Source organism: Pseudoalteromonas sp. NH0006-26 (assembly GCF_057552415.1).
Genome location: NZ_BAAJMJ010000004.1, coordinates 276,510 through 290,741 on the forward strand (window position 1 = coordinate 276,510; position 14,232 = coordinate 290,741).

Here is a 14,232-nt window from a genome sequence, read left to right on the forward strand (position 1 = left end):
ATCATGATAGAACACTATTTTAGTATGAATTTGAGCTATACAAAGTGCATGGATTATTACCATGGGCGGTATAGCTCAATCCAAGTGACAGCTGATAGCGGTAAAACAATTCGTTTTTCCGCTCATTATCTTCGACCTTTTATTTCGAGTTTAGGGATCCGAGGTCGATTTAGACTTATTTTAAGTAATGAAAACAAGTTCATCCGTCTCGAACGAGTAGCCTAGCTGTTGTTTTTTATGATATAGATATACACAAATATTGCCTTTTTGTTAATTTCGATTTGTTCTATTGTTAATTTACGTGTATAAATTATCTGGTATGACGTCTTACCAATACGTAAACGTTAAACAAATAAAAAACTTATAACTGATTGAAGGCGACCATTTGTAATTTGTTTAATTCGCTTCTATCGTTACGATTACACTAAAAACAATAACTTGATCACACAAAAATTACCCGCGACAGGGGGGAACCAAAATGATAAGAAGATCGCTTTTTGTTAAAAATAAAATAGTACTCGGCTTAACAGCTGCGGCTATGGGGTTATCTGCAGCACAGACACAGGCTGCAACATTTGAGGTAGGCGGTTTTGATGTCGCCTTCGATTCTACATTTTCTTATGGCCAAAGTATTCGTGTTGAAGACCGTGACTTTAGCATTATAGGTAAAAGTAATAACCCATCTTTCGATTGGACTGGCTATAACCCAGCACTCAATACGATATACACTTCTCAAGACGTCTGGGCACAACCAGGCTCTTACTCGAACAATGGCGATGCCGGTGATTTAAACTTTAATAGCGGCGAGTCATTCTCCAAACTATTAAAGGGCACGCATGACCTTTCAATAAGTAAAGATAACTACGGTTTATTTACCCGTTTTATGTATTTTTATGATTTTGAATTAATGGACGGCGATCGTGCTTATGTTAATCCAACATCAGGGCAAGGCGTAGACCCTTGTGACGACGATGATACAAAAGAGCAAAGCTGTGCCGACCTTCGTTTACTTGATGCCTACGTATGGGCCAACTTTGATTTAAACGATGGTTATAATCCGTTGTCAATTCGCTTGGGTCAACAAGTAGTAAACTGGGGTGAAAGTACGTTAATTTCTCATGGTATTAACGTAAATCCGGTGGATATTGACCGTTTAAAAGCACCGGGTGCTGAACTAAAAGAAGCGTTTATTCCGGTTGGTATGTTATGGGCATCGCTAGGGCTTACTGAAAATATGACCTTAGAAGGTTTTTATCAGTATCAATGGCATGAAACCCGCCTACCAGCAGCAGGGACTTATTTTTCTACCAATGATTTTGCTGCAGAAAACGGTTACCAACAAAACGTACAGCTAGGCTTTACCTCAAACCCTGATATCGATTTAGCGTTTTTAACAAATAGCTTAAATAACCTGATGGCAACATATGGCCAAGTGGCTGCGAGCCAAGGTATTGACCCATCAAGCGCAGCTGGACAGCAGTTACTGGCAAATATGTACTTAGCGTACCCGACCAAGGTCGCGCTGAAAGGCAAAGGCTACGATGGCAAAACAGAGCCAGATGATGGCGGCCAATATGGTTTACGTTTAGGCATGTTCTTACCCGAGTGGAACGATACAGAAGTGGCACTTTACCATGTAAATTACCATAGCCGTCGTCCACTTATTTCAGGTCGCGTATCTAACTTCACGCAAGCATCAATACAACAAGATTTAGCGATGATTGCTACCACAGAAATTACCTCTGATAACGTATCTGATTTAAAAGCATTTGCTAAGGCAACTAACGAGTACCCTGAAGATATTAAACTTTACGGTTTAAGCTTTAACACTTCACTTGGTGAAACAGCGTTTGCTGGTGAGTTTACTTTTCGTGAAGACGAACCGCTACAAATCGATGACGTAGAATTACTTTATGCAGCAATGCCTGAACAATTAGCTATTGCGGGTTTACGTCCTGAGTTTGCAGGTATTTCGCAAATGAGTAAAGGTGATGCTGCAAGTGTTGTCGGCCCTGGTGAATTAGCCAAAGGTTATATTGAGCGCAATACATCACAATTACAGTTTACGGCAACGCATTTATTTGGCCCGTCATTAGGTGCTGATAGTTGGGCTGTGGTGGGTGAAATTGGTGGTGTTCGTATCAACAATATGCCTGAATACGATGAAATGCGTTTGAATGTGTCTGGTACTGGTCGAAGCGGTATCATGCAAGGCCCAGGTAGTTCAGATTACTCTGCATTACACATGGCGTTATCAAATGGCCCTGAGCAAAAATCGTTTGCTACGGCTTCATCGTGGGGCTATCGCCTAATTGCTAAAGGTGACTACTTTAACCTTTACAACGGTATTAACTTTTCACCACGTTTTGTATTTTCGCATGATGTAAATGGTAATACGCCGGATCCAATGTTCTTATTCATTGAAGATCGTAAGTCGCTAGGTGCTACCATGAGCTTTAATTACCAAAATGCATGGTCTTTGGATGTAAGTTACAACTCATTTTGGGGTGGTGGCGACACCAACACTTTCTCTGACCGAGATTACGTTTCTTTTAACTTAAAATATTCTATCTAGGGGTAACATTATTATGATTAAAAAACCTACCCTCATTGCTACAGCGTTTTGTAGTTTGTTTGCAAGTCACGCAGCGCTGGCTAAAATTAGTCCAGAAGAAGCTGCGCGCCTTGGTAAAGACTTAAGCCCAATTGGCGCAGAAAAAGCAGCGAATGCTGATGGCTCAATCCCAGCATGGAATGGCGGTATTACTGCTGCACCAGCAGGTTATGAGCCGGGTATGCACCACTTAGACCCTTATGCAACCGATAAAGTATTATTCACTATTGATAAAAGTAATATTGATAAATACAAAGAAAACCTAAGCCCAGGGCAAATAGCATTATTTGAAGCGTACCCAGATACGTTTAAAATGCCAGTGTATGAAACACGCCGTTCTGCGTCTTTTCCACAATTTGTGTACGATGCAACTAAAAAGTTTGCAACGTCTGCTGAATTAGTTGAAGGCGGAAATGGTATTAAAAGCACCGCTATTGGTATTCCATTTCCAATCCCTAAAACGGGTTTAGAAGCAATTTGGAACCATTTACTGCGCTACCGTGGTCAATCAATTGAGCGTTTTGGCGGTCAGGCAGCACCGACTGCATCGGGTTCATATAACTATGTTGGTTTTGATGAGCAGTTACTAGTTAAATATTCTGATCCAAGTGCTACCCCGGCTGAACTTCAAGACTCTAATATCTTGTTTAAGTTTAAACAGCAAGTAACTGAGCCTGCTCGTTTAGCAGGTACCGCGTTATTGGTGCATGAAACCATGGATCAAATTTTAACGCCGCGTCAAGCGTGGACTTACAACTCGGGTCAACGTCGTGTTCGTCGTGCGCCTAATGTTGCCTATGATGCACCGGGTACAGCAGCAGATAGCTTACGTACAACCGATGACTTTGATATGTTTAATGGTTCACCAAATCGTTATAACTGGACGCTAAAGGGTAAGCAAGAGCTTTATATCCCATACAATAGCTACAAGCTTCACAGCGACAAGCTAACTTATGACGATATTTTAAAGCCTGGACACATTAACCCAGAACACACTCGTTACGAAAAACACCGTGTGTGGGTTGTTGAAGCGAACTTGAAAGATGACACCCGTCATATTTATAAAAAACGTGTGTTCTATATCGATGAAGATAGCTGGCAAGTGCATGTTACCGATATTTACGATAATCGTGATCAACTTTATCGTGTAGCCATGGCTTATGGCCTTAACTATTACGAAGTACCGACGCAGTGGAGTACACTTGAGGTGTATCACGATCTTAACTCACGTCGCTACTTAGCCATTGGTTTAGATAACCAAGAAAAGATGTATGATTTTTCTCAGTCATTCAATGACAATGAGTTTACATCGAGCGCTTTACGCCGCGCAGGCAGATAGTATAAAAGCTGGCACCTAGTTTCCTAGGTGCCTTTTTTGTTTCACATCGCGTTTGTCTATTAACGCACAGGTTTTCCTCCTTATAACAGACAAACAAATCCTCAGTTCAAGGCGAATTTAATTTATGAAGTATTTGGTCTATGCCAGCCTGATCCTAAGCGGTGCGAGTTTTGCACAAGACGCACCTCAAAGTGCGATTAGCGCAATTAATGCAGATAAAACACTCCTTACCGATATTACCCAAACCTCAGCCGGGCTTATTGCTGTGGGTAAACACGGGACAGTGATTAAAAGTGTTGATGGTAGTGACTGGCAACAAGCGCAATCGGTACCTACACAAGTATTATTAACAGCGGTTGAATTTACCAACGATTCTAATGGCTGGGCATGTGGACATGACGCCACAATTATCAATACCACCGATGGTGGTGAAAATTGGCAATTACAACAAGCAAAACCGAGCTTAGATAAACCCTGTTTAGATATTTATTTTAAAGATGACTTACATGGCTATGCGGTTGGTGCCTATGGTATGTTTTATCAAACAACTGATGGCGGAAAAAATTGGCAAAAACGTTTTTTAGATTCGCTATTATTTAGTGAAGATAGAGATTATTTAAATGATTTAAAACAAACAGATCCTGAAGGTTATGAAATAGAAACCTCGTCTATTTTGCCTCATTTTAACCGCATAGAACCGACTAGCAGTGGTTTAATGCTAGTGGGTGAGATGGGGTTAATGGCAAAAAGTGATGACGACGGTCAAACATGGCAACGTTTGGATGAAATTTACCCTGGTTCATTTTTTGGTTTTGCATCAGATTCATCAAGAGATATTGTAGCTGGACTACGCGGTAATATTTTTGTTAATGAGGCTAACAGCGGGCAGTGGCAGCACTTAGACAATGATAAAACAGCTACTGTAAACAGCATCATTAATTATAACGATAAACAATGGCTATTATTGGCTAATAGCGGTGTTATTTTTCATCTTAAGGATGATGTGCTTTCATACGAGCAATTGGCTGATGGTAAAGCGATTCTTGATGGCGTGATTGTAAAAGATAGACTTATCCTGGCAACAGAAAACGGCATTAAAGTGAAGGAGTTGACCCCTTAATGCAAGCAATTTTAGATTTTTTAGAAAAAGCGATTTTTAGACACCGCTTAGTGGTACTTATAAGTTTTGTGTTGATCACCTGTTTATTGGTATTTAAAGCCACACACATTCAGCTTGATGCGTCATTTAATAAAAATATCCCGCTTAATCATGAATACATGAAGGTTTACACCAAGCATGAAAAACAGTTTGGTGGTGCTAATAGTATTTTAATTTCAGTATGTGACGACAGTGGTGATATTTTCAACCCTGAATTTTTTACCCAATTAAAAGCAGTTCATGATCAGCTTTATTTTATTCCAGGGGTAAATCGTCCTTTAGTAAATTCTATTTTTTCACCCAGTGCTCGTTTTGTTGAAGTTGTTGAAGACGGCTTTGCTGGCGGACCTATCATTCCAGCCAACTTTAAAGCAGACAAGCAGGGCTTAGGCGTTGTAAAAGAAAACATTGAAAAGGCCAAAGTAGTCGGTCGTATGATAGCAAGCGATTATTCGTGTGCCATGGTGACTGCGCAACTATTAGAAACCGACCCGCAAACACAAGAAAAATTAGACACTCTCGCGTTTGCAAAGAAGTTAGAAAGCGAAATCCGTGAGCCGCTCAGTACAGACGATATAAGTATTCATATTATCGGCTTTGCAAAAATGGCCGGCGACATCGCCGAAGGTGCAAAAGGGGTTGTTTTATTTTTTGCCATCGCGATTGCGTTTACATTCGTCATGGTATGGCTATTTTGTGGCAGCTTAAAGCTCACTATTTTACCGATTGTGTGTTCTATTATTGCTGTAATTTGGCAGTTAGGACTGCTCTCTAGTTTAGGCTTTGGCCTTGATCCTATGTCTATTTTAGTGCCGTTTTTAGTTTTTGCTATTGGTGTGAGCCATGGTGTGCAAATGATTAATGCGATTGGCAAAAAGGTTGCAGAGGGCAAAACTACATCAGTATGTTGTCAATCAAGCTTTAGAGCTTTACTCGTACCTGGTGGGATTGCGCTGTTATCGGATACGGTCGGCTTTTTAACCCTCTTAACCATTGACATCGGTATTATTCGTGAACTTGCTATTACTGCGAGTTTAGGGGTGGCGGTGATTATATTTACTAATCTGATTTTGTTGCCAGTGTGGGCATCATATATGCGCTTTGAAAACAGCATCCATATTCAATCAGGTGATGCCAACAAACCGAATATACTTGATGCTATGCGCGATTTGTTAGTTAAAGCAACCGACCCAAAAACAGCAAAAATCATTATTGGTTTCACGCTGGTTTTATTCGCACTGGGCTATTGGCAAGCAGATAAAATGCGTATTGGTGATTTACATGCGGGAGCACCATCCTTGCACCAAGATGCACGTTACAACCAAGATACTTTCTTAATATCGGACAAATACACAATTTCATCTGATATTCTTAAAGTCATTGTAGAGGCTTACCCTGCAGCGTGTACTGAACATGATATAATGGAGCGTATATCGCGTTTTCAATATAAAGTTGAAAATTTAGCCGGTGTACAATCTGCTGTGAGCCTAAGTTCAGTGGCTCAGTCGGTTAATGCCGGTTATAACGAGGGTAATTTAAAATGGCAAAGTTTGCCGCGCAATTCTGCCAGTTTAGTGCAATCAACCTCTCGAGTTGAAACAAGCACTGGCTTACTCAATGGCGATTGTTCAGTAATGCCAGTGATCATATTTTTAGACGATCACAAAGCACAAACTATTGATAACGTGATTGCAAAAGTAAAACAATTTGCTGTTGAAGAGGGCACAGAAAAACTTGCTTTCAAATTAGCATCAGGCCCAGTAGGCGTAATGGCTGCAACTAACGAGTCTGTTTCAGCCGCGCAAATCCCTATGATGCTCTATGTTTACGGTGCAGTAATTATTTTATGTCTACTTAGCTTTAAGAGCGTAAAAGCAACTATTGCGGTGGTGTTACCCTTATACATAGTGTCAACCCTTGCACAGGCGCTTATGGTGCAGCTTGAAATTGGTTTAACTGTTTCAACTTTACCAGTAATTGCTTTGGGTGTAGGTATTGGTGTTGATTACGGTATTTATATTTTGTCATCGATGATGGGGCAGTTAAAACAAAACGTGCCGTTGAGTATTGCTTATCGTAATGCATTAGTTGAACGTGGTAGTGCGGTGTTATTTACCGGTATTACGTTAGCAATTGGTGTAAGTACGTGGATTTTTTCTGATTTGAAGTTCCAAGTTGATATGGGAATTCTGCTTACCTTTATGTTTTTAGTAAATATGTTAGGCGCAGTGTTACTTTTACCTGCAATTGGTAGCTTACTCTGGACTGACCAGAAAAAAGAAGGTGAATAAATTTGCTCCAAAATGGCCAGTAATGGCCATTTATATCTATATTTTGTGAATAGATGACCAAATAGCTGAAATGCTTAAAATGTTTTCATCGAAAAGGCTGTTTATTAGTTTCAAAAGGGTTAGAATTTAGCTGACTCCACGCTAATAAATGGCTGTACAAATATTCTGCTAAACTAGCAGTGATAGATTAAGGAACATACAATGACACGAAATGAAGGCCAAGCCTCGGTTATTTTAGATAACGTCTGTAAGCTTATCCAGAAAAAAGTTCGCGCTGATAATGTGTTACTCGTTGAGAAATTCGCCAAAGCCTTGTACAGCAATATGTCTAAAGAGGATTTGGCTAATCGTAACGACAGTGACTTATATGGTGCTGCACTCAGCCTTTGGAATTCGCTAGAAAAAAATACATCAGATGACGCAGTTATTCGCGTTTTCAATCCTGAAGTGGCAAAAGATGGCTGGCAGTCATCACATACCATTGTAGAGATTATCGCTAAAGACATGCCGTTTTTAGTCGACTCTGTACGTATGGCCATGACACGAGAAAACATCGCCTCTCACTTGCTATTGCATAGCCCACTGAAAATTCAACGTGATAAAAACGAAAAAATATCAGGGTTATCAAGCTTAAAAGCAGAGCAAGAATCAACATCAACAAAAACAGTGTTTTTTATAGAAATTGACCGCCAAACAGATGCATCTGTTATTGAGTCTTTCAAAAAAGAGCTTGAATCTGTATTGGTTGATGTTTCGGTTGCCGTTGAAGATTGGCAGCCTATTCGTGAAAAACTCATAGCTGTTAGTAAAAATCTGCCTAAAAGCCATAAAGATAAAAATGATAATGAAATCAACGAAACCGTTGAGTTTTTAGATTGGCTAGTAAAAGATAACTTTACTTTAATGGGTTACCGTCAATATGAGCTGTCGCCAGTTCAGGGCGATTATCAATTAAAAGGAAAAATGGATACTAGCTTAGGGTTAATGAAAAACTCTGATGCTGAACACACACGTTTGCTTTCTGAGTTACCTGAAGTAGCGCAAAGAGAAGCGCGAAGCAGTAACTTATTAATTTTAACTAAAACTAATTCATTGTCTCGTGTTCATCGCCCAGCTTATATAGATTATGTGGGTGTTAAGCGTTTTGATGACAAAGGCAATGTTATTGGTGAAGACCGTTTTATTGGTTTGTTTTCATCAAACTTTTACAACAATAGTGCTGCTGATGTACCGGTTCTTAAAAGTAAAATTAATCGTATTATGGATATGTGTGATTTTGCTAAGGGCACACATGCATACAAAGCCGTATTAAATATATTAGAAACTTACCCACGCGACGAACTGGTACAAGCTCGTGAGAATGAGTTACTTGAAGTTGCCATGGGCGTATTGCAAATACAAGAACGCGATATGTGTCGTTTATTTGTACGCAAAGATGCATACGGCCGTTTTTTATCATGCATGGTTTACGTACCTCGTGAGCGTTATAATACAGCGCTGCGCCGCGAAACGCAGGCTATTTTAGCCAACGCATTTAATTCTGACGTAAAAGTCGAATTTACTACCTATTTCTCTGAGTCTACACTGGCGCGTACCCATTACACTGTTCGTGTGACCGACAACAATATTGAATATAACGTGAAAGATATAGAAAACAATCTAATAGAAGCCGCTCGTACTTGGGAAGATAAATTACAATCAGCCTTACTTGAATCTGCTGGTGAGGCCCGTGGTAATGAATTAAACCGTAAATATTGCAATGCGTTTGCACGCTCATACAAAGAAGAAGTATTACCTAGCGCTGCAGTGGTCGATATTGAAAAGCTAGAAATGCTAAGCGATGATAACAAGCTAGAAATGTTGTTTTATCGCCCGCAAGAAGAAGCAAGCAGCAATATTGTGCGTTTAAGCTTATTCCATAAAGATGAGCCAATTCATTTATCTGATGTTATGCCAATGCTTGAAAATTTTGGCTTACGTGTTGTAGGTGAAACGCCATACTCGGTTAAAACCAGTGATGGTGGCGTTAATTGGATCATGGACTTCTCAATGCTAATCGATAGCAAAGGGATGGCTGATTTTGACAAGATCTCTGCACGTTTTCGTGCTGCGTTAACCAGTGTATGGGCAAACCGCTTAGAAAACGATGGCTTTAACCGTCTTGTGTTAATGGGTGGTTTAACGGGTCGTGAATCTTCAATTTTACGTGCATACGCAAAATACATGCGCCAAATTGGGGTTACTTTCTCGCAAACGTATATTGAAAGCACCTTTGCGAATTACCCGCATATTGCCGCTAAAATTGTAAACTTATTCTCTAAAAAGTTCTCTGTAAAAAGCCCTGCAAGTGCTAAAACGCTTGAAAAGCTAGGCTTAGAAATTTACGCAGAGTTAGAAAACGTTGCCAACCTTGATGATGATCGTATTATCCGTTTATACGTTGATATGATTGTTGCCACACTGCGTACTAACTACTTCCAAAAAGATGCTGAAGGCAAATTTAAGTCTTACATCTCACTTAAAATTCAGCCAAGTTTAATTCCAGAAGTCCCACTACCTGTGCCAGCGTTTGAGATATTTGTTTATTCTCCACGTGTTGAAGGTGTGCATTTACGTTTTGGTAAAGTTGCCCGTGGTGGATTGCGTTGGTCAGATCGCCGAGAAGATTTCCGTACAGAAGTGCTTGGCTTAGTAAAAGCGCAACAAGTAAAAAATACCGTTATTGTACCGGTAGGTTCTAAAGGTGGATTTGTATGTAAACAACTACCTAGTGAACGTGAAGCGTTTATTAAAGAAGGCCAAGAATGTTATAAAATCTTCATTCGTGGTTTATTAGACATTACAGATAATATTGACCGCGGTGAAATAGTACCTGCTGTTGATGTGACTCGCCATGATGAAGACGATGCGTACCTAGTAGTAGCAGCGGATAAAGGCACAGCAACATTCTCTGACATTGCCAATGGCATCGCAAACGAATATAACTTCTGGCTAGGTGATGCGTTTGCATCAGGTGGTTCAGTAGGTTATGACCATAAAAAAATGGGTATCACAGCGCGTGGTGCATGGGAGTCTGTTAAACGTCATTTCCGTGAAATGGATATTAACTGCCAAACAACAGACTTTACAGCAGTTGCTATCGGCGATATGGCCGGTGACGTATTTGGTAATGGTATGCTGTTATCAAAGCATATTCGCTTGCAAGTGGCATTTAATCACTTACATATTTTCGTTGATCCAAACCCAGATGCAGCAGCTTCTTACCCAGAGCGTGAACGTTTATTTAAATTACCACGTTCATCATGGGAAGATTACAATAAAGAGTTAATCTCAAGCGGTGGTGGTATCTTCTCGCGTGCTGCTAAGTCGATTACGCTTACGCCTGAAATGAAAAAGATGTTAGGTACTAAAAAAGCCAGCATGACGCCAAATGAGTTGATCAAAGCATCATTAATGATGAACTATGATTTATTGTGGAATGGCGGTATCGGTACTTACATTAAGCATTCTAAAGAAACTGATGCCGATGTTGGGGATCGTGCAAACGATGCGCTGCGCATAAATGGTAAAGACCTTGGTGCTAAAGTATTTGGTGAAGGTGGTAACTTAGGTGCAACCCAACTAGGTCGTATTGAGTTTGCAGCTCAAGGCGGTCGCGTAAATACTGACTTCATCGATAACGTAGGTGGGGTTGCGTGTTCAGATAACGAAGTAAATATTAAAATTTTACTCAATGGTTTAGTTGCGGAAGGCGACTTAACACGTAAGCAACGTGACGAACTACTTTATTCAATGACTGATGAAGTGTCTGAATTAGTACTTAAAGATTGTTATCGTCAAACGCACACTTTATCGATTACTCAATCTAAAGGAACCTCAACGCTTAAAGAAAAAATTCGCTTTATCCATGCGCTTGAAAAAGATGGCAAGCTAGACCGTGCAATTGAGTTTATTCCTACTGATGAAGAGCTGGCAGAACGCGCCGCCGCAGGTAAAGATTTAACGCGCCCTGAGCTATCTGTATTGGTTTCTTATGCGAAAATGGTGCTCAAAGAGTCATTAGTCACTGATGAAATTACAGAAAACCCGTATTACCGTCAGTTATTAGTTAAATCATTCCCGCGTCCATTACGTGAGAAATTTAATGATGCAATGGATAATCATCCGCTACGCAAAGAGATTATTGCCACTAAGTTAGCAAATAATATTGTTAATGATATGGGCTTAAACTTTATGGTGCGTATGAATGAAGAAACCGGTGCAAATGAAGCTGAAATTGCATTGTGTTACTCAATCGCAAGTGAAATTTTCCAAATGCGTGAAACATGGTTATCTATTAGTGATCTTGATAATAAGATACCATCGAGCGTACAAACAGAAATGTTATACCAATTACGCCGTACAGTTCGCCGTGCAACACGTTGGTTCCTGCGTCATCGCACCAAAGCACAATCAATTGAGCAAGCGATCGAAATATTCTCACCAACATTTGCAGATTTAAGTGAAAACTTAACTAAATACATCGTTAAAACAGAAAGCGATCGTATTGTAAGTGCGCGTGAAGAACTAACGCAAAGCGGTGTACCTGCTGATATTGCACAGCGTATTGTATCGTTATCAAGCTTATTCTCGGTAATGGATTTAACGCAAATTGCACAAAACTCTAATCGTAAAATTGATATGGTGTCGCACACTTACTTTAAATTAGGTGCGCAAATGGGACTGCATTGGTTCTTAGATCAAATCACTAATCAACCGGTTTCTAACCATTGGCAGGCATTAGCGCGTGCGTCATATCGTGAAGAGTTAGATTGGCAGCAACGCACCTTGTCAGAAGTTGTATTAAACAGTTTTGAAGGTGAAAACAGTGATGTAGATGGCCAAATTGAACAATGGATGGATAGTCAAGATCTGTTGCTTCAACGTTGGAAGCAAATGCTGACAGAGTTTAAAACATCGCAAAGCCATGATTTTGCTAAGTTCTCAGTGGCATTAAGAGAGCTTATGTTGCTTGGTCACAATTGTGATACATCAGCAAAGTAACAAACTGCTATTGATTAAAACTAATCGTTAAACAGTTTTTGTTATATAATACCTCAGCCTTGTCTGAGGTATTTTTTTGTCTACAATTTTAAGAGGATTATATTCATGTTCTACGATTTAGCTCGCCGTTTTATGTTTACCCGTGATGCGGAGTGGGCACATGATTTTGCTCTTAACAACTTACGTCGCTTTGCTAACACGCCATTAAGTGCGGCATGGGCACAAAGTGTTGCTAATAAACCGGTGAATTTTTTAGGTTTGGAATTTAAAAACCCAGTAGGACTTGCTGCTGGTCTTGATAAAAACGCTGAGTGTATCGATGCCTTTGCCCAAATGGGCTTTGGCTTTGTTGAAGTGGGTACAGTAACACCGCGTCCTCAAGCGGGTAACGATAAGCCTCGTATGTTTAGATTGCCACAGTCAAATGCGATTATTAATCGTATGGGCTTTAATAACAAAGGTGTTGATAATTTAGTTAATAATGTAAAAGCAGCTAAGTACGATGGCATTTTAGGTATTAATATCGGCAAAAATAAAGATACCCCAAATGAGCAGGGTAAAGACGACTACATTCACTGTATGCGAAAAGTGTTTGAGCATGCATCCTATATTACTGTAAATATTTCATCACCTAATACACCGGGCCTACGAGACCTACAATATGGCGCAGCATTAGATGATTTATTGCAAAGTCTAAAAAATGAACAGCTTGATTTAATTGCCAAGCATAATAAACAAGTGCCTATGCTGGTTAAAATTGCACCAGACTTAGATCCAATTCAAATTGAACAAGTCAGTGAGTCATTATTAAATAATAAAATTGATGGTGTTATAGCCACAAATACCACCTTAGAGCGCAGTTTAGTTCAAGGTCAGCAATATGCTGATGAGGCAGGCGGTTTATCCGGTGCGCCAGTTAGAGAGCGTTCAACCCATGTTGTTTCTGAAATCAAGCGCTTAACAAATAATCAGTTACCTATTATTGGTGTGGGTGGTATTGATGACGCTCAATCAGCAAAAGAAAAGTTTGATGCGGGTGCAGATTTAGTCCAAGTTTATACCGGTTTTATATACAAAGGACCGCAATTGGTAAAGTCGATCATTAACCACTTATAAGGATCAGTTATGTAAGCTTTTGATCGTTCGATAAATGTTCTAAAAAGACGTTTTAAAAATGGTCAAAAGCAGCTATACTCTAAGCTTATTGTCTTATTTTATTTTTTTAAGTACTAAGTAGGGGGGAGCAAATGTTACAAGCGTCAAAGCAATGGCAATGGATAGCATGCGCTGAGAAAAACCGCTTACTGCTTGATTTAAATGACGATATGCAACTTTGCACACCTTATAAGCTTAGACAATTAACGGATTGCGCTTTTAAAAATCCTTACTTCAGCCTTGAAGATGCGGCTTTTTATGAGCAAGTCTATTATTATCTTGAGCAGTTTAATTTATGGAACTCTGCTCAGTTATGCCAAATAGCCCTTAATGCAACGGCAGTTAAATTTCAATTAAAACCAGTGTTGGCAAAAAGTTGGTTTTTTAAACCGTATACTGGTAGTACACCTAGTACTGAAGCGGTTATTAATTTAAGCTCAGAATCACAAACTGGCGAGTTTTTAATTATAGAGCATTGTCCAGATGCTTCTGTGTGCATTAATTTAAGTGAAACCTTTGCACTAGATGACAATCTATCACTTGCCCAGTTTGAAGTCATCCGCGTTTTAAACAACCGAGTTCACCCCTTAATTACCTCACAGTACGATAGCCAAACAGCTTAGCCTAATTT

The 14,232-nt window shown here is 39.7% G+C and carries 8 protein-coding genes; all 8 read left to right on the top strand.

The genetic code is table 11. The annotated features are described in order from the left end of the window. The first annotated feature begins 3 nt into the window (after nucleotides 1–3). Nucleotides 4–225, top strand: a complete 222-nt coding sequence (locus AC27JR_RS08480; RefSeq protein WP_010390154.1) for a DUF2835 domain-containing protein — start codon at nucleotides 4–6, stop codon at nucleotides 223–225. Between the two features lie 253 nt (nucleotides 226–478). After that, the gene (locus tag AC27JR_RS08485; protein ID WP_487173323.1) at nucleotides 479–2,575 is read left to right on the top strand and encodes a DUF1302 domain-containing protein; all 2,097 of its coding nucleotides are present in this window, start codon (nucleotides 479–481) and stop codon (nucleotides 2,573–2,575) included. 13 nt (nucleotides 2,576–2,588) lie between these two features. Continuing rightward, complete coding sequence (locus AC27JR_RS08490; protein WP_010390152.1) at nucleotides 2,589–3,953, top strand: DUF1329 domain-containing protein; 1,365 nt, start codon at nucleotides 2,589–2,591, stop codon at nucleotides 3,951–3,953. 124 nt (nucleotides 3,954–4,077) lie between these two features. Next, nucleotides 4,078–5,073: a WD40/YVTN/BNR-like repeat-containing protein gene (locus AC27JR_RS08495; protein WP_487173324.1), complete on the top strand. Its 996-nt coding sequence runs from the start codon at nucleotides 4,078–4,080 to the stop codon at nucleotides 5,071–5,073. Beyond that, nucleotides 5,073–7,403 (top strand): efflux RND transporter permease subunit, encoded by a 2,331-nt coding sequence (locus AC27JR_RS08500; protein ID WP_487173325.1) that lies wholly within the window; start codon nucleotides 5,073–5,075, stop codon nucleotides 7,401–7,403. The genes AC27JR_RS08495 and AC27JR_RS08500 overlap by 1 nt, the downstream gene beginning before the upstream one ends. A gap of 201 nt (nucleotides 7,404–7,604) precedes the next feature. Beyond that, nucleotides 7,605–12,446, top strand: coding sequence for an NAD-glutamate dehydrogenase (locus AC27JR_RS08505; RefSeq protein WP_487173326.1), 4,842 nt, complete (start codon nucleotides 7,605–7,607; stop codon nucleotides 12,444–12,446). A 105-nt stretch (nucleotides 12,447–12,551) separates the two neighbouring features. Further along, nucleotides 12,552–13,562 (top strand): quinone-dependent dihydroorotate dehydrogenase, encoded by a 1,011-nt coding sequence (gene pyrD, locus AC27JR_RS08510; protein ID WP_008112059.1) that lies wholly within the window; start codon nucleotides 12,552–12,554, stop codon nucleotides 13,560–13,562. Nucleotides 13,563–13,693: 131 nt separating this feature from the next. Next, nucleotides 13,694–14,224 (top strand): cell division protein ZapC, encoded by a 531-nt coding sequence (locus tag AC27JR_RS08515; protein WP_487173327.1) that lies wholly within the window; start codon nucleotides 13,694–13,696, stop codon nucleotides 14,222–14,224. Nucleotides 14,225–14,232 lie beyond the last annotated feature (8 nt).

Coding starts and splice junctions, on each gene's coding strand:
- AC27JR_RS08480 (WP_010390154.1), top strand. CDS start 4: ATGATAGAACACTATTTTAGTATGAATTTGAGCTATACAAAGTGCATG.
- AC27JR_RS08505 (WP_487173326.1), top strand. CDS start 7,605: ATGACACGAAATGAAGGCCAAGCCTCGGTTATTTTAGATAACGTCTGT.
- AC27JR_RS08495 (WP_487173324.1), top strand. CDS start 4,078: ATGAAGTATTTGGTCTATGCCAGCCTGATCCTAAGCGGTGCGAGTTTT.
- pyrD (WP_008112059.1), top strand. CDS start 12,552: ATGTTCTACGATTTAGCTCGCCGTTTTATGTTTACCCGTGATGCGGAG.
- AC27JR_RS08490 (WP_010390152.1), top strand. CDS start 2,589: ATGATTAAAAAACCTACCCTCATTGCTACAGCGTTTTGTAGTTTGTTT.
- AC27JR_RS08515 (WP_487173327.1), top strand. CDS start 13,694: ATGTTACAAGCGTCAAAGCAATGGCAATGGATAGCATGCGCTGAGAAA.
- AC27JR_RS08500 (WP_487173325.1), top strand. CDS start 5,073: ATGCAAGCAATTTTAGATTTTTTAGAAAAAGCGATTTTTAGACACCGC.
- AC27JR_RS08485 (WP_487173323.1), top strand. CDS start 479: ATGATAAGAAGATCGCTTTTTGTTAAAAATAAAATAGTACTCGGCTTA.